The sequence below is a fragment of the Salegentibacter sp. genome (assembly GCF_036568425.1).
In the GTDB taxonomy this organism is placed as follows: domain Bacteria; phylum Bacteroidota; class Bacteroidia; order Flavobacteriales; family Flavobacteriaceae; genus Salegentibacter.
Map to the genome: position 1 here is coordinate 1 of NZ_DATCSO010000003.1, position 21195 is coordinate 21195.

20 protein-coding genes are annotated in these 21195 nt (G+C 37.7%); 7 read left to right on the forward strand and 13 right to left on the reverse strand.

Features of this window, described 5'->3' with window-relative positions; genetic code table 11:
* Window positions 1–225 precede the first annotated feature (225 nt).
* Genes fmt through VIM94_RS00145 form a run of 3 tightly spaced genes read right to left on the reverse strand, consistent with a single transcriptional unit; the run spans window position 226 to window position 3619 of the window.
* Window positions 226–1173 (reverse strand): methionyl-tRNA formyltransferase, encoded by a 948-nt coding sequence (gene fmt, locus VIM94_RS00135; protein WP_332037261.1) that lies wholly within the window; start codon window positions 1171–1173, stop codon window positions 226–228.
* Entirely contained in the window at window positions 1173–3074 is a 1902-nt protein-coding gene (locus VIM94_RS00140; RefSeq protein WP_332037262.1) for a RecQ family ATP-dependent DNA helicase, read from the reverse strand. Before VIM94_RS00140 ends, fmt begins: the two co-directional genes overlap by 1 nt.
* Before the next feature lie 5 nt (window positions 3075–3079).
* Entirely contained in the window at window positions 3080–3619 is a 540-nt protein-coding gene (locus VIM94_RS00145; protein WP_332037263.1) for an ATP-binding protein, read from the reverse strand.
* An 86-nt stretch (window positions 3620–3705) separates the two neighbouring features.
* Between VIM94_RS00145 and VIM94_RS00150 the strand changes: the two genes are divergently transcribed.
* The 3 genes from VIM94_RS00150 to murA all read left to right on the forward strand — a co-directional run bounded on the left by VIM94_RS00150 (window position 3706) and on the right by murA (window position 6059).
* A complete protein-coding gene (locus tag VIM94_RS00150) occupies window positions 3706–3999 on the forward strand; it encodes a DUF493 family protein (protein WP_332037290.1) in 294 nt (97 codons plus the stop codon).
* A gap of 98 nt (window positions 4000–4097) precedes the next feature.
* Complete coding sequence (locus tag VIM94_RS00155; protein ID WP_332037264.1) at window positions 4098–4733, forward strand: DUF4290 domain-containing protein; 636 nt, start codon at window positions 4098–4100, stop codon at window positions 4731–4733.
* Between the two features lie 15 nt (window positions 4734–4748).
* Window positions 4749–6059 (forward strand): UDP-N-acetylglucosamine 1-carboxyvinyltransferase, encoded by a 1311-nt coding sequence (gene murA / locus VIM94_RS00160; protein WP_332037265.1) that lies wholly within the window; start codon window positions 4749–4751, stop codon window positions 6057–6059.
* A gap of 79 nt (window positions 6060–6138) precedes the next feature.
* Here the strand turns inward: murA and VIM94_RS00165 are convergent, their stop codons facing one another.
* Window positions 6139–7599: a TonB-dependent receptor gene (locus VIM94_RS00165; protein WP_332037266.1), complete on the reverse strand. Its 1461-nt coding sequence runs from the start codon at window positions 7597–7599 to the stop codon at window positions 6139–6141.
* A 102-nt stretch (window positions 7600–7701) separates the two neighbouring features.
* Between VIM94_RS00165 and VIM94_RS00170 the strand changes: the two genes are divergently transcribed.
* Both VIM94_RS00170 and VIM94_RS00175 read left to right on the forward strand, forming a co-directional pair.
* A complete protein-coding gene (locus VIM94_RS00170; RefSeq protein ID WP_332037267.1) occupies window positions 7702–8463 on the forward strand; it encodes an MBL fold metallo-hydrolase in 762 nt (253 codons plus the stop codon).
* A 1-nt stretch (window position 8464) separates the two neighbouring features.
* Window positions 8465–8962, forward strand: a complete 498-nt coding sequence (locus tag VIM94_RS00175; RefSeq protein ID WP_332037268.1) for a hypothetical protein — start codon at window positions 8465–8467, stop codon at window positions 8960–8962.
* Here VIM94_RS00175 and VIM94_RS00180 read toward each other — a convergent pair.
* The 9 genes from VIM94_RS00180 to VIM94_RS00220 form a co-directional block, all read right to left on the reverse strand.
* Complete coding sequence (locus VIM94_RS00180) at window positions 8959–9615, reverse strand: alpha/beta hydrolase (RefSeq protein ID WP_332037269.1); 657 nt, start codon at window positions 9613–9615, stop codon at window positions 8959–8961. The two genes, VIM94_RS00175 and VIM94_RS00180, sit on opposite strands and share 4 nt — an antisense overlap.
* Window positions 9615–9941, reverse strand: a complete 327-nt coding sequence (locus VIM94_RS00185) for a hypothetical protein (protein WP_332037270.1) — start codon at window positions 9939–9941, stop codon at window positions 9615–9617. The genes VIM94_RS00180 and VIM94_RS00185 overlap by 1 nt, the downstream gene beginning before the upstream one ends.
* Window positions 9942–9987: 46 nt before the next feature.
* On the reverse strand, window positions 9988–11238 hold the full coding sequence (locus VIM94_RS00190; RefSeq protein ID WP_332037271.1) for a dihydroorotase: 1251 nt from the start codon (window positions 11236–11238) through the stop codon (window positions 9988–9990).
* On the reverse strand, window positions 11235–13145 hold the full coding sequence (locus tag VIM94_RS00195) for a BatA domain-containing protein (RefSeq protein WP_332037272.1): 1911 nt from the start codon (window positions 13143–13145) through the stop codon (window positions 11235–11237). Before VIM94_RS00195 ends, VIM94_RS00190 begins: the two co-directional genes overlap by 4 nt.
* A gap of 38 nt (window positions 13146–13183) precedes the next feature.
* On the reverse strand, window positions 13184–14386 hold the full coding sequence (locus VIM94_RS00200; RefSeq protein ID WP_332037273.1) for a HAMP domain-containing sensor histidine kinase: 1203 nt from the start codon (window positions 14384–14386) through the stop codon (window positions 13184–13186).
* Between the two features lie 61 nt (window positions 14387–14447).
* The gene (locus VIM94_RS00205) at window positions 14448–15686 is read right to left on the reverse strand and encodes a GAF domain-containing sensor histidine kinase (RefSeq protein WP_332037274.1); all 1239 of its coding nucleotides are present in this window, start codon (window positions 15684–15686) and stop codon (window positions 14448–14450) included.
* A gap of 442 nt (window positions 15687–16128) precedes the next feature.
* Window positions 16129–16893, reverse strand: coding sequence for a TIGR02757 family protein (locus tag VIM94_RS00210; RefSeq protein WP_332037275.1), 765 nt, complete (start codon window positions 16891–16893; stop codon window positions 16129–16131).
* Window positions 16894–16910: 17 nt separating this feature from the next.
* The gene (locus VIM94_RS00215) at window positions 16911–17570 is read right to left on the reverse strand and encodes an ABC transporter ATP-binding protein (RefSeq protein WP_332037276.1); all 660 of its coding nucleotides are present in this window, start codon (window positions 17568–17570) and stop codon (window positions 16911–16913) included.
* A 57-nt stretch (window positions 17571–17627) separates the two neighbouring features.
* The gene (locus VIM94_RS00220; protein ID WP_332037277.1) at window positions 17628–20072 is read right to left on the reverse strand and encodes a DUF5916 domain-containing protein; all 2445 of its coding nucleotides are present in this window, start codon (window positions 20070–20072) and stop codon (window positions 17628–17630) included.
* Window positions 20073–20219: 147 nt separating this feature from the next.
* Here VIM94_RS00220 and msrA point away from each other — a divergent pair, with 147 nt between their 5' ends.
* Window positions 20220–20771, forward strand: coding sequence for a peptide-methionine (S)-S-oxide reductase MsrA (gene msrA, locus VIM94_RS00225; RefSeq protein ID WP_332037278.1), 552 nt, complete (start codon window positions 20220–20222; stop codon window positions 20769–20771).
* A 65-nt stretch (window positions 20772–20836) separates the two neighbouring features.
* Entirely contained in the window at window positions 20837–21139 is a 303-nt protein-coding gene (locus tag VIM94_RS00230; RefSeq protein ID WP_332037279.1) for a hypothetical protein, read from the forward strand.
* Window positions 21140–21195 lie beyond the last annotated feature (56 nt).

The following is a 21195-nucleotide window of genomic DNA, read 5'->3' on the forward strand; positions in this document are numbered from 1 at the left end:
CATTTTCAGCCATTGCATCGATTAAATCTGTTTTGTTCATAATTTGAATTTTAAATAAATTGTTGGTTAAACATTCTGTTAAATTGCTCTACAAATTTATATGGAATTCTTTCCCGTGCAAGTAATAACAAGGGAAAAGCCGTTTATTGTTAATAACTTTAACCTTTTGTTAATAAAGTTATGTAAGTTTTATTGATTTTTTGCTTCTTCAGTGGTGATAAGGGTTTACAGGAATTTTGCTTCCTCAGAGAATTTAAATCCGTTTAAAAGATCTTTTACCTTCATTTTTCTTTTTCCCGGAAGCTGAATTTCTTCTATTTTCAGAAAGCCTTTTTTTAGAGCTACTTTCAGGTTTTTATCTTCTATTAGAATTGTCCCGTTAGGCAGATCATGCACAGCATATTCTTTTTTGCAATTAAAGATCTTTACCTTTAACTTCTCTCCATTGTTTTTTAGGATGCACCAGGCCGCTGGATATGGGTTTAGACCACGAATATGATTATAAACTTTATCCAGATCCTGAGTCCAGTCTATTTTTGTATTTTCCTTTGTTAGTTTGGGAGCTTCTTTTAAAGAAAGACTTTCAGGCTGTGGTGTAGAGGTTATATTTCCTTCTTCAATTTGCTGCAGGGTTTTGGTGATTAATTTTGCCCCTTTATGCATTAGCTTGTCGTGTAGCGCTCCAGCAGTATCTTCCGGATCTATTGCTACCTCTTCCTGTAGAATCATAGCCCCGGTATCTATTTTTTCATCTAAAAAGAATGTAGAAACTCCCGTGGTTTTTTCTCCGTTTATTATTGCCCAGTTAATCGGGGCTGCTCCGCGGTATTGAGGCAGGAGAGAAGCGTGCAGGTTGAAGGTCCCCATTTTAGGCATTGCCCAAACCACTTTTGGGAGCATCCTGAAGGCCACGACCACCTGTATGTCAGCCCGCAATCGTTTAAGATCCATTAGAAAGTCTTCCGATTTAAGATTTATTGGTTGGAAGACCGGTAAATTGTGCTCCACTGCAAACTGTTTCACCGCACTTTGCTGCAGCTTACGTCCACGGCCGGCAGGTCTATCGGGAGCAGTAATGACCCCAACAATATTAAATCCATTTTTGAGAATTTCTTTAAGGCAATGCACCGCGAATTCGGGAGTCCCCATAAAAATTATTTTCAGGTCTTTCATCAATCTTTAATTTTGTAGGTGTTTGTTTTAGTGCGATAAATTATTCCTTTTTCGGTTAAAAGTCGTAAAACTTCCAGAACATGGTCCTCCGGATATTTAACATTTTGGATTATATCGCGGGAGGAATATTCTTTCTGCTTTAAAAGTGGTAAAATAACCCTGTAGATATTATTCATGTCGGTTCGGGTTAAAACCTTTTTGGTTGTGGTACAAGTCGAACATATTCCGCAATCTTCCACGTTTCTCTCACCAAAATATTCCAGTAATTGCCGGCTTCTACAAACTTTCTCATTTGCTATGTAGTCCAGGATAGCCTGAATATTGGCTTCTTTGGTCTTTTTCTGTTCTTTGATATAAGCTGAAAAAGGATTAATTGTATTGTCGTCTTCCCGCGGCATCCAAAAGCTAATATTCGCATCGTGTTTAGCATGAGTGAAATCTGCAATTCCCTGCTGCTGAAGTTCTCCTAAAAGATGCAAGGCTTCCTTTTCATTAATTCCGGTTTTATCTGAAATTGTATTGAGGCTAATCCCGATTGGATTTTCCAGGACTCCACCATAAGTTCGCAGAACAGCCTTTGCCAATAGACTGTATTTTGGATTCTCCCCGAGAAAGTATTGTAATTGCTTTCCTGATACGATAAACTGCAATTCTGTTTTTTTATAAAATTGTTCTGAGAGTTTGAGAATTCCGCAGCGATCCAGTAGCTGAAGTGCCTGATATGCTTTTATGGTATTAAATTTATAATGCTGACAAAACTGTCCGAAATTAAAATTGTGGTTTGTGTTTTTTCCTTCCCCGTATGCGATCCTGAAATAAGAATTTAATTTCCGGTAAATCTGCTTAACATCTGCAACATCGGGAATTCCTGCCAGAAACTGATTCCTTAAAACCGGAATGTCGCTGGTGTGGGTAATAATAGTTGCCGCTGCAGGGTTTTCATCACGCCCAGCACGCCCAGCCTCCTGGAAATAACTTTCAATGGATTCGGGTAGATTCAGGTGGAGTACTTGCCTAACATCGGGTTTATCTATACCCATTCCAAAGGCTGTAGTAGCTACTATTATATGGATTTTATTATCTAACCAATTTTGTAGTTTCTTTTGTTTCTCTTCAAACTTTAATCCGCCGTGGAAGCTTTCAGCTTTGTAATTATTTTTTTTCAGGAAATTAGTAACTTCAATAGTAGCTTTCCTGCTTCTTACATAAATAATCGCCGATTCCTCTTTTTTGTTTAAGAGCTGTAATAAGCGGTAATTTTTATCTTCAGCATTTATAACATTGTAAGCGAGATTTTTCCTGAAAAAAGATTGCTTGAAAATCTCAGCATCTTTCAATTCAAGTTGGGAAACAATATCTTCTACTACCTTTTGGGTTGCAGTAGCCGTAAGGCCCATTACCGGTACTCCGGGTTTAAGCCTTCTCAGAATATTCACATTTCGGTATGCCGGCCTGAAATCGTGGCCCCAATGTGAAATACAATGCGCCTCATCTACAGCGATAAGGTTGACATTCATACGTTTAATTCGTTCCTGGACTAATTCCTGCTGAAGTCTTTCCGGAGATAGGTATAGAAATTTGTAATTTCCGTAGATGCAATTGTCCAAAGCGGCGTCCAGATCCTGAAAAGAAATTCCCCCGGTGAGCGCCATTGCTTTTATGCCTTTATTCTTTAAGGCATTAACCTGGTCTTGCATTAATGCGATTAAGGGTGATACAACAACACAAATTCCTTCACGGTACAGTGCCGGAACCTGGAAACAAACCGATTTACCTCCCCCGGTTGGGAGAAGGGCAATAACATCTTTATTTTTTAATGCAGTTTCTATAATTGGCCACTGCATGGGCCTGAAGGATTTATGCCCCCAGTATTTTTCCAGTATGTGTGTGGCTTGCTGCAAATATGTTATTCATCAATTGTCTTTAAAATAAATTCCGACCGCTCTTTTACAGGAGCTTTGGGTACTTCAACAGGATTGTAACCATAGCTTTTATATATGTCTACAAGATGCCTGGAAATACGCCTGGATTCATTAAAAGACTCATATCGCTCGTTATCGCTCACGTAAATTTCCGGCCATGGAGGTAAGATAAAAATTTTATCGTAGATGTGGTTTTTACAGGCTTCAATAAATTCTGACGGATACTTTGTATTGAAATATTCCATATAAGCGAGCACATCGGGAATTCCGCGATCTATGAATACGGTAGTGGCAGGGAGCATATCGGCTTCTTTATGTTGCACGATTCTCCCTTCCAGCAATTTTTGGCTAAAAAGTAAAGGTTTATCCAGAAAAAGCTGATCTATACCTTGTTTTTGGGCCTCGAGGGTAACCTGTCTGGAAATCTCGTGTAAGCATTCGTGACCCTGGGCCTCTAACATTCGGATGATGGATGATTTACCGGTGCCGGGGCCGCCGGTTATCACAATTTTTTTTGTTTTCACGCTGCAAATTTCGTCATTTGAATCCGATTATAAAAATGTAACCAAACTATGTATCTTTGCATAAAATAAATGAAGAAAGGAATCTTATGAGTGAAACAAATAATCCAGAAGAATTTTACGCTAAACTCAAAGCGCAATTACACGAGACTTCTTTATGGCCTACAGAGTATCTTTATAAATTCATTATTCCTACTGAAAAAGAAAAAATTGAAAAAATAGAAGGCATTTTCAATAATATGGGTGCGGTGATCACAACCAAACAATCCAAAAACGGCAAATACACCAGTGTTTCTGTAAATGTGAGAATGAAAAACCCCGATACCGTAATCGTGAAATACAAAGAAATTGCCAGTAATGTAGAAGGCGTAATTTCTCTGTAAATGATTAAAAAGTTTGTTGTTGGAATATTTCTGGATAATATTTAGTATTTTGCAGCGATTAACTTCTACAGAAAACAATCACCTAATAAATTTCTATTTTGACACACGCATTAGAATATAACTCTGAAAGGAGTCATCTTATTATTCCTGAATACGGCAGGCATTTACAAAAAATGGTAGATCACGCCGTAAGCATAGAAGATGACAAGGAGCGCAATAAAGTAGCCAAGTCTATTATTGCTGTTATGGGAAATATGAATCCTCATTTAAGAGATGTATCTGATTTTCAACATAAACTTTGGGATCAATTATTCATTATAAGCGACTTTAAACTGGATGTGGAATCTCCTTTTCCAAAACCAACCAGGGAAATGCTGTCTGAGCGTCCCGAAATGCTTGAATACCCTCAAAACTTTCCAAAATATCGTTTCTACGGAAACAATATTAAGCGAATGATCGATGAGGCGAAAAAATATGAAGAAGGACCACTCAAGGAGGCTTTGGTTTTGTCTATTGCTAATCATATGAAAAAATCTTATCTAAACTGGAATCGAGACTCTGTTGAAGATGAGGTTATTTTTGACCACCTAAATGAGCTTAGCAATGGTGCCATTAACCTAAAAAATACCGATGAGGATCTTAGCGAGGCAGCTAATTTATTACGCAATAAGAAAAAGCACTCCAAGGCACCTTCTAAGAAATCTAACCGTGGCAAAGGCCGCAAGCGTCACTAAAATCTTTTATTTTTCATGGGAACTTTCCAGATTGAAGGAGGACATCGTTTAAAAGGAAATATCCAGCCGCAAGGTGCTAAAAACGAAGCTCTCCAAATTCTTTGCGCAGTATTGTTAACTTCCGAAGAAGTAACTATAAACAATATTCCAGATATTCTTGATGTTAACAAACTCATTGGGCTTCTTAAAAACCTTGGTGTTAAAATCAGTAAAAAGGGAAAGGGGAGTTATACTTTTAAGAGCGATGAGCTTAACCTGGATTACCTGAGCAGCGATCAATTTAAAAAAGATGGAAGCGGCTTACGGGGATCGATTATGATAGTAGGTCCTTTACTTGCGCGTTTTGGAAAAGGCTTTATACCTAAACCAGGAGGAGATAAAATAGGTCGCCGTCGTCTTGATACCCATTTTGAAGGTTTTATAAAATTGGGTGCGGAATTCAGATATAATAAAGAGGAGCGATTTTATGGGGTGGAGGCACCCAACGGCCTTAAAGGAAGCTTTATGCTGCTGGAAGAAGCCTCGGTTACAGGAACTGCCAATATCGTTATGGCCGCGGTTTTAGCTAAAGGGAAAACCACTATTTATAATGCTGCCTGTGAACCCTATCTTCAGCAATTATGCAAAATGCTAAATTCAATGGGGGCAAATATTAAGGGTGTGGGCTCTAATTTGCTTGAAATTGAAGGGGTGAAAAGCCTGAAAGGTTGTGAACACACTATCCTTCCGGATATGATAGAAATAGGATCCTGGATTGGAATGGCGGCAATGACTAAAAGTGAGATCACCATCAAAAATGTAAGATGGGATATGCTGGGATTAATTCCTACCACTTTTAGAAAGTTGGGAATCACCATTGAACAAAGAGGAGATGATATCTTTATTCCTGCTCATACAGATGGTTATGAAGTACAAAGTTTTATTGATGGATCTATAATGAATATTAGCGATGCTCCCTGGCCGGGGTTTACTCCCGATTTATTGAGTATTCTGCTGGTTGTGGCAACGCAGGCAAGAGGAAGCGTGCTCATACATCAGAAGATGTTTGAAAGCCGACTTTTCTTTGTAGATAAACTTATTGATATGGGGGCGAAGATCATTCTTTGTGATCCTCATAGAGCAACAGTAATTGGCCATGATTTTAAATCGCAGTTAAAAGCTACTACGATGAGTTCCCCCGATATCAGAGCCGGAATTTCATTATTGATTGCTGCACTTTCTGCAAAAGGGATATCCCATATACATAATATCGAGCAGATAGACCGCGGCTATGAAAATATTGATGAGCGTTTAAAAGCGATTGGAGCAAAGATTACAAGAATCTAGATTCTATTTGAAATTTATATAAAAGAAAAAGGCTGTTTTCATATAGATAACAGCCTTTTTTTGCTTTCACTTTTCTGTTTTAAGCTTCTGTTTTAGCTTTCTCTTTGCTTTCCTTATAATGAAAGAGATTTTGTTCTTTAATCATCTTAGTGGTCTTTTCAGGTAGCATTTCTTCCCAACCTTCTTTTCCTTCACTAATCATTTGCAATATCTCTCTTGAAAATACACCAAGTATTTCAGGGTTATAGTTTTTAATATCTTCTACACGGCCGTTGTATTTGAAGAACTTATAAAGTTCTTTCATTCTTGGGTGCACTTTTAAATTATCACTGGTAGTAATCTCGCCGGTTTCAGGGTCTTTAAATGGATAGAGGTATACTTTCAGGTCTTTGAAAAATAGTTTACCAAAAGCTTCCAGAATTCCTCCGCTTAAGTGACGATAGTATTTTTCATCAAAAACATCAACCAGGTTATTTACCCCCATTGTTAGACCCATTCTTTGTTTTGAGTATCTCGAGAAATATTCAACTACGCGATAATATTCCTGGAAGTTCGAGATCATTACCGTTTGTCCTAAAGAGCAAAGCAATTTGGCCCGGTCCATAAAATCCCGTTCATCAATCTCTCCTTCAGCTCTGAGGTTTGAAAGAGTGATTTCAAAGATCACTTCTGTGTTATTTTTTTCTACCTTATTTTCTGCGAGGAACATCTCCAGGGATTTTTCATACATATCCATGTTTACCTTGGTAACCGGTCGGAAGCTTCCGCGTAGCGCCAGAATATTTTTTTTGTAAAGTACGGCAGCGGGAAGCACGTTATTACCATCAGGAGAAAACATAACAGCCTCGGTCATCCCGTTCTTAACCAGTTGGAGGCTCATCAAACGGTTATCTACGTTTTTAAAACGAGGCCCGCTGAAGTTAATAGTATCTATTTCAATTTGGTCTTTATCGATATGATCGTAAAGATATCTCAGTAATTTTTTTGGGTTATCATATTTGTAATAGGCACCATAAATAAGATTTACCCCTAAGATTCCAAGGGTGTTTTGCTGGTGTCTGGCGTCATTTTCATGAAATCTTATATGAAGACTTATTTCGTTATAATCTTCATCGGGTTTAACCTGATACTTAATACCAATCCATCCGTGTCCCTTATATTTCTTAGCGAAATCTATGGTTGCAACCGTGTTGGCATAACTAAAAAATAATTTATTGGGGTGCTTTTCCCGGGAGATACGGTCTTCTATTAGGTTAATTTCGTGCGACAACATTTTTTTAAGCCGGGCTTCTGTCACGTAACGTTTGTCTTCTTCAATCCCATAAATGGAATCACTAAAATCTTTATCGTATGCACTCATCGCCTTGGCAATAGTTCCGGAAGCACCACCGGCACGAAAAAAGTTTCTAACAGTTTCCTGTCCTGCACCAATTTCTGAGAATGTTCCGTAGATATTCTCATTTAGATTGATGCGAAGGGCTTTACTTTTTATTGAAGGAACATTTTCAAATTCCTTGTCGCCCATTATGGTTATTGGCATAATTCTTCTTTTAAAGTTTCCTGTTTTTTGTCCTATCAAAGGTACTAAATCGTTAAAGTAAACAAAAAATTATATTTACTTTTGTGACCAAAATCATCTTTGTTGGAAGTTACATTTTTAGGTACAGGCACGTCTCAGGGAATTCCAATTATAGGAAGCAATCATCCGGTTTGTTTGAGTAAAAACCCAAAGGATAAACGTCTCAGGGTTTCAGTATTGGTACAATGGGAAGGGTATAATTTTTTAATTGACTGTGGTCCCGATTTCCGGAGCCAGATGCTGTCTAACAAGGTTCAAAAACTTGACGCTATTCTCTACACTCACGAGCATAACGATCATACCGCCGGGCTGGATGATATTCGACCTTTTTTCTTTCGCCAGGGTGATATTCCTGTATTCGCTCACAAAAGAGTGCTTAAAAGCCTGAGAAAGCGCTTTGACTATATTTTTGAAACAGAAAATAAATATCCGGGTGCCCCAGGTGTAATTGAGAATGAAATTGTAAATAAACCTTTTTATTTTAAAGATCTGGAAATAACTCCTGTAGATTTCGATCATAACAGGGTTCAGGTTTTTGGCTTTAGAATGAAAGATTTTGCCTATCTAACCGATCTGAAATCCATCGAAGAAGAGGAAAAAGATAAACTAAGAGATCTAAAGGTGTTGGTGGTAAATGCCCTTAGAATTGAGCCACACCATTCTCATCTAAACCTTAAGGAAGCGCTGGAATTTATTGACAACTTAAAGCCTGAAAGGGCTTACCTTACTCATATAAGCCACCTGCTTGGATTTCACGACGAAGTGCAGGAACAATTACCAGAAAATGTTTTTCTGGCCTATGATAATTTGAAAATCACTATTTAAAATGCGTAATAAAATATTATTGTACCTGTTTATCTTCAGTGTACTTTTCACCATATTCATCTATGTGAATGATAAAAGGATTCTTGATTCTCTGCAGGAAGATCTGGCAAACCGGGAGTTGAAAATAGAAGAGTTGGAAACAGAAAATGAAATTCTTAAGGCTAAGAGTGATAATCTCCGGTATTTTTCTTTGAAGGAAAACGATGATGCTATTACCTACTTTGAGAATATGGGTATAAATTCAGAGGAAGTGATCGCAAAAATTGAAGACGAATTGATAAGCCGTAATCTTGCCGAAAACGATAACGAACTGGTGCCTTATGAGGGAATGGAAGGATTAATGCGTTTCAATAAAATAGAGGTTTTGAACCACAAATGGATTATTGCAGATTTTACCGATGGCACTTATTGGGGAGAAGTTTTCTTTAGCTATGAAGTGGATAAGGATAGCCAGATCATTTTTAACCGGGAGAAATCTTTTCTCTATCCTTTAAATTAGATCCTTTTTTCGAGCCAGGATTTAAATTCGAAAAAATTCTGAGGAGCTACCCCGTGGCCTACAGGAAATTCTGAATACTGATTTTTTATCCCCAGCTTATCTAAAAATGGTTTGTTTTGGCGTGCCCACTGCACAGGTATTACCTGATCCTGAGAGCCGTGTGAACAATAAAAATCCAGGTTTGAAAAATCATTTTTTTCATATCCGTTTTTTAAAATCCCCTGGTTTATATAGCCGCTAAGTGCGATTATGTTTTTAACTTTTTCCGGGTAGGAGAGGGCAACCGCATAGCTAAGAATGGTACCCTGGCTAAATCCCAGTAAGCTCACATTGTTTTTATCCACCTTATATTCCTCTACGGCTTCATTTATAAAATTAGCGATCCTGTCTCGCGATTCAACCGCCTGCTCATCATCGCTGAATTTCCCATCGGTATTGTCCCAGTGTATAGCATACCAGGCATTGCCGAAAGCTTGCATAGGGTAGGGAGCTCTTACCGAAATGATAAAAAGTTCTCCGGGTAATTCTTCGGCAAAAGAAAAGAGGTCGTTTTCATCGCTGCCATATCCGTGCAACATAATGAGTAAAGGAGTTTTTTCAGAAGCTATCGAAGGTTTGCGAACAAAGTGATGGAGAGAAAGTGATGTTTGCATTAATTTACTGTACTAAACCATTTTTGATAATAATGCCCAAGTATTGGAACAACTTTTTGTTCCCCCTGTATTGCTGTTACAAGTCCGTAAATTCCCAGGATAGCAATAAAAATATAGAAGGCCGATGAGACCAACCAGCTGTCGAACAGACCTACAAGAACGCCTAATACATAAAAGGTGATATGAATTCCCAGCGCTTGCCTAATATGAAATGAGGCAAAAGTGTTCTTACTCTCAGAATTCATAAAGTAGGCTATTATAGTACCTATAATGGTCAAATAAGCTACAATAGCTGCGGTTTTACCTTCTTCAACGAGGGTTTTCATCTTTGGGATTATTTGTTTTTTACAAAGGTATGAAATCTTAGTTTCTTTAGACGGTAAAACTTCCCTTTTCAGTGACGACTCCTAAAGCTCTTCCCTTCATTTTATGATCGAGAAAAATACTGTTTTTAGAGGTCGAAAATATGTGATCTAAACCGAAAACAGATTCCTCCTTCACTTCAAACAGACTTAGGTTTGCCGGATTCCCTTCGCTTATACTTATATTTTCAATTTTAAATCTTTCCTTGCCGCTGGTGAGGAATTCAATGCTTTCTTCAGTAGTAAAGATGCTGTTTAAAGCTCCAAAGGCAGATTCCAAACCTATACTACCATAAAGTGCATTATCAAACTCCACTTTTTTATTTTCGGTGTCAATAGGGGTGTGGTCGCTGGTTACCATATCTATGGTTCCTTCTTTGAGACCTTCTCTGAGAGCTTTAACGTCTTTTTTAGTACGAAGCGGTGGCAGAAGCTTCGCGTTGGTATTAAATTCATTTAAAAGTTCGTCTGTTAATGCCAGGTTATGGATTGCAACGCTGCAGGTTACATCCAATCCTTTATCTTTAGCTTCTTTTATAAGTTTTACAGCTTTTTCTGTAGAGATCGTTGGAATATGCAATTTTCCGCCGGTATATTCCAAAAGATAAAGATCACGGGTAATTTGTAATTCTTCTGCCAGGTCAGGGATACCCTTTAACCCAAGCATTGTACTTTGGTAATGTTCATTTACCATCCCATTACCGGCAATACGGTTTTCCTGGGGAAAGGATTGTACCAAAGCATCAAAATTCTGAGCATATTGCAGAGCAAGTTTCAATAAATTGGGATTGCCTACAGATCTTTTGTAGTCACCAAAGGAAATAGCGCCGGCCTGTTGCATATCATAGAGCTCAGCCAGGTCTACACCCTTGCTTTTAACGGTTAAGGCTCCAACCGGATGTAAGCTTACCGGATGTTTTCCGGATTTTGATAAAACCGAAGTAATCGCACCGTTATTATCTAAAATCGGGGAAGTGTTAGGATTTAGTGCTACAGCAGTAAATCCGCTTTTGGCGGCAGTATCTAATCCATTGGCGATAGTTTCCCGCTCTTCAAATCCCGGCTCCCCAAAACTTACACTAGAATCGAACCAGCCCCGGGAAACGTGCAGATCTTTAAATGAAATACGTTTGCTGACCTTTGTTTGAATATCGAGCCCAATTTTCTTTATGATTCCATTTTCAATTAAAATGTCAACTGTTTTCTGATGAAAATCAGACTTACGGTCTAAGATGGTGGCCGATTTAATGAGTAGTTTCATTTGAGGTATTTTAAAAGGAGCATTTCTGCGGTTAAAAAAATCAGTGCTAAAATAACAAACCATTTCCAAAGCGCCTTGCTTTGAGTTGCGGTTCGTACATTATTAAAATATTCCGAAACGGATTTGTAGACTTCGGCGTTAATAAAGTCTTCATAATTAAGACCGCTACTTTCCTGGCGGGAATAGTTATAACTAACGTTTCCAGTTTTCTCGCCTTTATAGATTATGCTATAATTTCCTGAAGTTGCCGGCAGGTCCTTTGTGTGGAGTACAATTTTTCCTGCAAAGGCCTGCTGAGCCGGAATAAAGTTTTCATTTTCTGATACAAGACTAATCACTTCATCCCCACTGTTTGTTATGGGTACTTCTATCTGGTTAGTACGGTTTACCTGGTAATATAATTGGGGTAGGCTAAGAGCAGTTCGCCCCAGATTATAGAATATTGGTACTATAAGCGGTGCGTTTTTGAAATTCGAATTTTCATTGTTTAAAGGCGCTGCAAAAAGATAAATATTTCCCTGTTCATTTAAGAAAGCAGAGTTATCCTGGAATCCCAGAATCGTATTTACACCAGCAATTTGGTAATAACTTTTAATTTTGGGATAATCGAAATTTTTTACTTCTTCCTCAAAGACCCCATTTAAAAGAGGATGGTCAAAAGCGATATTCGTAATCAAAAGTTCCTGTGTTTGTAAGCTGCCATAACCAGAGGCCGGTAAATTTCTTAGAAAAGAATTGATCGCTGTATTTTCTTCTGAAGGTATGATAATAATAGTCTTACCTTCCTTATACATCTTCTGCAATTTATTGCTTAAAGATGCTTGCATTTCTTCCAGCTCATTCAAAATTATAAAAGAAGCTCGTGAAAGCAGATTGTAATCAATATTGCCTGAAGTGAAATTATAGAATTCAAATTCGGGCTTAGTGAATATTCGATCCAGAAAATCTGCCCGGGTTAAATCATTTGAAATTGCTGCTCCAGTAATCTCCTGGGGAGGATTAATGCTAAAATATAGCCGGTTATCATATTGTAATCCGTTGTCTTCAATCTCCAGTCTACCCGCCGAAACCTGTTCGTTCCTCAATTTAAAACTCCCTTCCAATCGGTCCTGGTTGTCTAAAGTAAAGGTTTTTCTGGCCAGTAATTCTTCAGCCTTAAAAGCACTTACCGTGATCTGTTCTGAATTTTTTCTGTTGCTTTTTAGAATAAAATTAAGTTGTAAAAACTCTGGATCGCGTTCTTCTATATAGAGGCTGTCCAGATTAAAGTTGGTGAAATTTTCTGCTTTAAAAGGGACAAGGTGATAACTGGTTTTTCCTTTCGCCTGTTCAGGGAAATTCAATTGTTGCTGAAAATCTGAAAGTATGAGTACTTCAGCAGATATTTTTTTATCAGAAAATTGAGAAGTTTTTAATTTGAGGGATTGTATGTCCAAGGAGTTTGAGGAAAATTCGGTTTGCTGAATTCTGTTTTTTAGTTCCTCAGAATTTAAATTTCGATACTCTTGATCATTGGTAATGAAATGAAAGTTTCCTTCTTCAGGAATATTCTTTAATAGATCTTGTATAGCGGTGTTCAGGAGTTCACCAGATTTCCCCATTGCCTGCATGCTAAACGAGTTATCGAGGTAAATTACTTTTTCTGAAGTTGTTCTGTTTTGCTCTTCGGCAGGAAGGTATGGCTGCGCGAAAGCAATAATAATACTCCCCAGGGCCATTATTCTCGCGAACAATACGAGCCATTTTTTTAGTTTCGAGCTCTTCCGGGTTTCCCGGGAAATCTTTTTAAGGAACTTTACATTTGTAAAATCCTCTTTTTGGTACTTACGTAATTGGAAAAGATGAACAAGCAGCGGAATAAGCAGAAATACAAGGGCGAAAAGAACTTCCGGCTGTCTAAAATGCATGCTGACTTAAATGTTTCTCAAATATAGGAAATGAAACGCTAAAGCCTCTTAATCCTGAATTTAAAATTACTACCAACTCCGGGTGTTGATTGCACTTCTATTTGGCCGTGCATATTTTCTATATGTTTCTTAACGGTAGCCAGGCCAATTCCGCTTCCCGGGTTACCATAGCGATCATTGGTATCTAAAGTGGCGAAGAGTTCAAAGGCTTTCTCAACTTTTTCTGGTGGGATCCCATTTCCGTTATCTTCAACTTCGAAGTGATAAAATGAATTGCTTTCTCTAAACCGAATATCGATCTTTCGTTGCTCCTTATCGTTATATTTTAAAGAATTGCTCAATAGGTTCATAAACACCTGGGTAAGTGCTGCTTTATTTATATTCTGAAGTTTTCCTGTTTTGGGATAATTGATCTCAATATCATCAGAAATATTATAAAGATCAACCACACCTTTTAATAGCTCTGGAAATTCCACATTTTCGTAATCCTTTTCAAGAATATGATCGCTGCGGTAGAAGTTTAGAATTCCATCTACATAATTCCGAAGGGAATAGGAGGATTCTACTAAAAAGTTAAGATAATCTTTACTCTGTTCATCAAGTTTATCCTCGTTTTCCTCTTTCAGGAGTTCTGTTAAGGAAATAATATTGGCTAGGGGCGATTTTATGTCGTGGGAAACCAGGCTTGCAAATTTTTCAAGCTCCCGGTATTTCTGTTTTAATGAGCGTTGTACGTGATGTAATTTATAGGTTTGCTTTCGTGATTCGAAAAGGTTCATGCACTGGTTAGCCAAGGCTTCCAGGGATTTAAGCTGATTTGGTTTTAGTACTCTGGGTTTAACATCAAAAACGCAGAATACGGCTATGGCATGCCCCTGCGAATTCACTAATGGTACTCCGGTAAAAAACTGGTATTCCTGCTCATAAAGACCGGCAGCTCTTTCAAAAACCTCCGGGTTATCTGATTTTTGAAGGATAAGAAATTTTTCTTCTGAATGTATACTGAGTTCACAAAAGGAATTTTTACGGGAAATCGAGGAAAGTTCTGTGCCGTAAACCGCTTTACTCCAAACCTCTTTCTTTCCGATAATGTTGATTTTAGCAACAGGAACTTCGCATATCTCGGCGGCAAGAAAAGTTAATTGATCATAATCCTTGTCGGGACCCGATTTAAAAATAGCATATTGTGCTAAAGCAGCACGTCGTAATTTTTCGTTAACTGATACTGTATTTTGTTGCATACCCCAGGATGACTTCCTTTAAATTACTAAATTTTATACAACTAAATAAATTTTAAGCTGGTTATTTAGAAGTTCGCTTTGCCGAAAATGTAAATTGAGTACCCCGGCCAGGATGAGAGTTTACTTTTATATTTCCACCCAGGTTTTTAACTAGTCTTTTTACAGTAGAAAGGCCAATTCCATTTCCTTTATTTCCTTTTCTGTCAGTGACTTTCAGGGTTTTAAACATTTGAAATATTTCTTCCTGTTTGTCTTGTGGGATTCCAATTCCGTTATCGGTAATACTGAAATAATAAAAATCAGGAGTTTGTCTAAAATCAATATCTATAATGATCTTATCACTTTTATTATATTTCAAGCTATTGCTTATAAGATTTAGAAAAATCTGTTCCAGGGCAGCCCGGTTGGTTTGGATGGTTATATTTTCATGGGGGAGGTTTATATCTACATTATCTGTGATATTAAATAGATCAATGATTTCCTCCAGCATATGGTGCAAATCGAATTCCTGTTTCTTGAATTCTGAAGTATCATTACTTTCATAATGATTTAATAAGCTATTGATATAATCACTTAAATTTAATCCCGCACTCTTTAAATTTTTAAGGTATTTAATCCCCTCTTCCCCTAATTGGTCACTATACTTAGCCTTTAAAATATCGGCTGTAATAATCATATTGGCCAATGGCATTTTCATATCGTGTGAGACTACTCCTGCGAAATCTTTTAAGGCGGTATTATGCTCTTTTAATTCCTTCTCTATCTTTTCCAGATGTTTGTTTTTTCTCCTTAGTTCGAATAGTACTTCTGCATGTTTGGCCAGAGCTTTTAGAGCGATCTTTTGCTCTTTATCAAGTTTATTAGGTTTGTTATCCAGTACACATAAGGTTCCCAAGGCAAAACCATGATGATCTACCAAGGGCATTCCCGCATAAAATTGAACAGGGTTATTTTTATCCAGCGTAAAAGGGTTGTCTTTAAAGCGTTCATCCAATCTGGTGTCATTCACAACCATCAATTGGTTTGGCTTCAGAATGGCATGAGCACAAAAAGAAATTTCCCGACTGGAACCACAAACTTCAGTTCCATATCTGGATTTAAAATATTGCTCTGTCTCCCCAACCAGTGATATTAAGGATATGGGTGTTTTACAAATGAAACTAGCGAGTTTGGTGATGTTATCGAATTCAGCTTCGGGAGGGGTTTTAAAAATTCCTGCCTCTTCAAGAGAAGCTAACCTTTCTAGTTCATTTCGCGGTATCGCTGGCTTGATCATCTGTTTAGCCCCTGTTTTTATCATAGCAAATAATTAACCTAAATTAACAAAAAATTTTTACATATGTTAAAATAAGATTAAAAATTTTTGGATTTGTTTTTTGTAGGCTTTAAAATAATATTAACGTCCGTTTTTTTAAGTGGATTTTATTTCAAACTTTTTTCAAATGGCCATATTGGTTTACCGTTTTTATAATTATAGCAAAAGAATAAACTTATGAATTTGATACTCCTTGTAATTGGGGTTATTATCCTGTAATAGTTAGTATTGATTTTCTCACTACTATTCTAAAACTTAGTGGAGGGGGTCTAATCTCTAATGGGGGTTCAAAAGTTATCTGATGTTTTTTCAGGTACATCGCCGGGAGGTATGCAGGAAATAAGGTTTTAAATTATGCCGGCATCAGTATTCTTGTTTTTCTTTTTGCGAGTTGGACCGTTGCCCTCATCCAGGTAAGTTAAATTAGTTAGAGCTTTTCATTGGCTCCAATTCCAAACAATGCAAAATCATATTTAACAGGATCTACAGGATCCATTTTCCGGAGGGAATTATCGAGTTCGCTTAGGGCTTTGGCATCATTCGCCTTGCGTTTTAAAAGCTTTAAATTGCGAGCCACGTTCCCCGAATGAACATCCAGCGGGCAACTTAATTGTTGAGGTTTTATACTATCCCAAATCCCAAAATCTACCCCGGAAGGGTCTTTTCTAACCATCCATCTTAAATACATATTAATGCGTTTTGCCGCTGAATTCTTTTGCGGGTCGCTCACGTGCTTTTCGGTCCTCCGGGCGTGGGGGAGTTCAAAGAAAATCTGCTTAAAATGATGAATGGCAGGTTGCAGGGATTTTTCTTCAGCGTGGGTGCTGAAGATTTTTTCTATGCCGCCGTGATTCAAATAGATATTTTTAAGTGCTCTTATGAAATATTGAAAATCGATCCCCTGAAAGGTGCGATGAACGAAGTTTTCCAGGTTTTTAAGGTCGGCAGGGGAGTGCTTGATAACAAAATCATAAGGAGATCTGTCAAGCAATTCCATTATCCTATCAGCATTTTTCAAAATGCTTTTTCTGTTTCCCCAGGCAATGCTTGCCGTAAGAAAACCCGCAATTTCAATATCCTCTTTTTTACTGAATTGATGCGGGATTTGAATAGGGTCGGTCTCAATAAAATGTAAAGTATTGTATTGTTCAACTTTAAAATCAAGAAAAGACTTTAACTCGCTTTTATTCAAAATCCGGGCATTTTAATTTAAATAATTTCTCCGTCTACCATCGTGAGTTTCCGGTCGGCCATATCGGCCAGTTCCTCGTTATGAGTAACGATAACAAAAGTTTGCTGAAATTCATCCCTAAGCCTAAAAAACAGTTTATGCAGGTTTTCTGCAGATTCACTATCGAGATTTCCAGAAGGTTCATCGGCAAAAATAATAGCTGGGTTATTTACCAGGGCTCTTGCTACTGCGATGCGTTGTTGTTCCCCGCCGCTTAATTCCGAGGGTTTATGGTTTGCCCGGTTTTCCAACCCTAAAAATCCAAGGAGTTCATGCGCCCGTTTTTCGGCTTCTGCTTTTGATTTATTCTGAATAAAAGCAGGAATGCATATATTTTCCAAGGCAGTGAATTCGGGAAGTAATTGATGGAACTGAAAGATAAATCCTATATGTTTATTTCTGAATTTGGATAGGTCTCTGGAAGAAAGTCCGTAGATCTCGGTTCCGTTTATTTTTAACTCTGAAGCTTTGTTTTTTTCAGGATTATCCAGAGTGCCTAATATTTGAAGAAGGGTGGTCTTACCTGCCCCTGATGCCCCAACTATAGAAACAATTTCGCTGCGTTTTATGTGCAAGTTCACTCCTTTTAAAACATGGAGATCTCCGTAATATTTATGAATGTTCTTGGCAAGTATCATATTATATCTGGACTAATAAAGATGGAAAAATACCCAAATTACACAGAATCCCCAAGATTAGCTCTCAAAGATGTTATAAAGATTATTGTAATCGATAAAGTAAACCACCCGCAGACTCAAAACCTGTTTTATGGGTTGCTCGAATAAATTTTCAAGGCTGTACCGGTAATTCAACAAGCTTAACTTATCCTGGTTAAATATGGAATTTCTATAAAGTAGGATGGCCTGGCTTCCCGGTGCAAATTGCCAGCTATAGCTCAGGTCAAGATTCCATATATTAAAATTTCGGTTTGGATTGTTTTGGTCGTCTATCGGATATGAATTTGGATTTAACGTCCCATTATCTTCGAGAACAGAATAGGACTCTTTCATAAAGTGAGCTGTTGACCAGAAATTTCTAAAACTTAAATTCAATGCTTGTTTGGTATTGAAATTATAACTGGCTTTAAGCGAGTTTTCAATACTTTCCATATTTCTTTTTCCAAATATGATATCTCCGTTTGAAAAGTCTACAAAACTGTGCCTGTTTTCTTCAAGGGAATAATTAAAGGAATAAATCACATCAAATTTATCAGAAAATCTTACCCGAGGGCTTAGGCGTAACCGATATTCTTCCTGGGGAGAATCCAGAAACTTCCCATAACGAAGACGAATATCATATGCAAAAGTTTTCCTGTAATCGGAAGAAACCCATAACTGGCTAAAAATACTTTTATTGTAATTAATAAACATGCCGTCCTTACGAGGCTCAAAGAAATCGCGAAATTTGGAATTAACATCCAAATTTCCCCCAAAAGCAAAGCGTTGCCTGGTTACGGCGAAAAAACTTCCTCCAACACCTGTATTTACGGCCATATCGGGGCGGTATCTTCGTTGGTGTTTGCCGTAGATATTAATTCTGTAACGGTTGAATCGCTCGGTAGGTTCAAAAATCTGATAAGATGTACTCCAGAAAAAATTATTGTAATTATTAAAAAAGTTTATCCCCAGATCGTTAATGTCGTAGGTTTGATTCGCAAACCTGTGACTAGCCCCAAAACGAAAGTTTCCTTTTGTGCGGTTTACTGAAAATTTTGAAGCGAAACCAGCGAGCGTGTTGTTAGTAATATTGACCTGGCTCATCTTTAGTTCGCCTTGAAAATTATAAGAGTTAGCTTTATTGTAGACATCAAATAAAAAGCCCGTTACATTCCCATCTCTGTAATGCCCTTCGCGAGTTACATTTGTGTTTATTAAGCTAACAGAAGAATTTTGATTAAATTGTTGGTCGAGCACCAGGATATTGTAATTCGCAAATGGTTCTGTAATTCTGGTACGAGTTTCACCGGTAATGGTATCCCTAATAATGGCTTTCATTTCACTGGTTATTGCATTAAAGAATCCAATTCCGAGATTATCTTCAGTGCGGCCGGATATTTTAAATGCATTTAAAAGATCTGTGCGCTCTGGATTCTCCTCAATAACCTCATCGTTTCTAAGATTTTCAGCGGCCGATCTATATCCTATTGGTCTATCGCCCACTCTGCGTGAATAGAAAAGATCACCCTTTGTAAAAAGTTCAGTTCCCTCTGTAAAAAATGCCCGGTTTTCACCAAATTCTTGCTCGAAAGGGGTGAGGTTCAACTCAACATCATCGAAGGCCGCTTGCCCAAAATCGGGGACAAGGGTTGCATCCAGAGTGAAAGCATCATTTATTCCATACTTTACATCCAAACCGGCACTTAAAGCGGTTTTAGTGCGATCATCAAATTGTTGGACCTCTGCTGAAGCATAGGGATAAAGACTAAGCCTAATTGGAGGATCAATGTTTTTAATCCCTGTTAATAAGCCTGTATACTGACTAATTTTTCCTACCGACTTATCGATGTAATTCCAGCTATAGGTTTCATTGCGATGGGTGATTTTCCTGGTGAATTGGATGGCCCAGGATTGCACCTTCTTTTTGGGGAATCTTAAGGCAGAGTAAGGAATCTTAATTTCGGCATACCAACCGGTCTCATCGTGAAGAACCTCTGCTTCCCACACAGTATTGAAAGTGTAATCTTCATTATTTCCGTTTGCTTTACCATCTATAATGGCCCCGGAAGTTGTGACGATAAATCGCGTTTGATTTTCGCCATCGTCATAAGGATTTATATCTACTGCAAAATACTCTGAAATTCCTATGTTATCCCGTTGAGTAAATTGTTTTACCGTTTTTTCGGGCTCACCAGAACGCATATAGGCAGCGATAAAAATCGCTTCATCATTGTAGACAACTTCCACATCGGTTGCGTAGGCCTTGGGGATAGGGTCTCCATCTCCGGGTTCGAACATTAAAAAATCTGAAGCTAATGGTAAAGAATTATAGACTTCTTCCTCTAGGGTTCCATCAATATTTGGAGCTTCCTTGATTCTGGTGATTTCATAAGTTTTGCGATCTATTAAATCAAGCTTTTCTGTTTGAGTGTAAATATTAGAAGTAAAAAATATAAAAAGCAGAAAGAAAAAACGAATAGGCATCAATAGTTATTTATTAAAAGATAAAAGACTTTTAGTATTCTTACATCTTTAGTAAGGTCTACAAAATTAGCCAATTTCTCGTTAATTTGGGTTAATTTCTGCGGCTTATAAAGCTTATTGTTTCTGCATTATATATATTTATAAAATATGGTACAAAAAAGTTTAGAAACCGCTACCCTTGCCGGGGGATGCTTCTGGTGTACAGAAGCAGTCTTTAAGCGGATTAAAGGAGTAGAAAATGTTATCCCTGGTTTTACCGGTGGAAATATTAAAAACCCTGCATACAGAGAGATTATTACCGGGAGGACAGGTCATGCTGAAGCAATTCAGATAAGTTTTGACCCTGAAAAGATAAGTTTCAGGGACTTATTGTTGATTTTCTTTGGCACTCATGATCCTACTACTTTAAACAGACAACAAAATGACGTTGGTACTCAATACAGGAGTGCCGTTTTCTATCATTCAGAAGAACAGAAAAATACAGCTCTTGAAGTTATCGGTGAATTGGAGAATGAGAAAGTCTTTCAGGATAAAATAGTAACAGAAGTTACCCCCGCCTCCAATTTTTACGTAGCAGAGGAGGAGCATAAGGATTATTACGACCAACACCGGCAGCAGCCATATTGCCAGTATATCATAGATCCAAAGATTGAAAAATTGAGAAAATCATTTGCAGATAAGCTTAAAACCCCTAATTAAGCCGGGAAACCCTGCTATGGCTAAAATTGGCACCTTTATTGCCTTAAATATTAAAACTGTTAGAAATGGATAAATCAAAAAATAAATTACTGATAAAGGGCCTTGCATATGATGTTGTTGGTATGACTACCATGGCTATTCCGGTTGTAGGGCCATTTTTGGATATTCTATGGGCACCATATGCAGCAAAAACACTTCAGAAAATGTATCCCGGAAAAAAAGGGAAACTGGCCTCGGCGATTCTCTTCATTGAGGAGATTCTACCGGGAACGGATATTATTCCAACCTTTACTCTTATGTGGTTGTATACTTACATTTGGAATAAAGATAACCCTGGGGAATTACGCCCAATAAAAGTAAGATCTTAAATTATACGTATTAAATTATAAAAAAAGCAGTCGGAAAAATGCCCGACTGCTTTTTT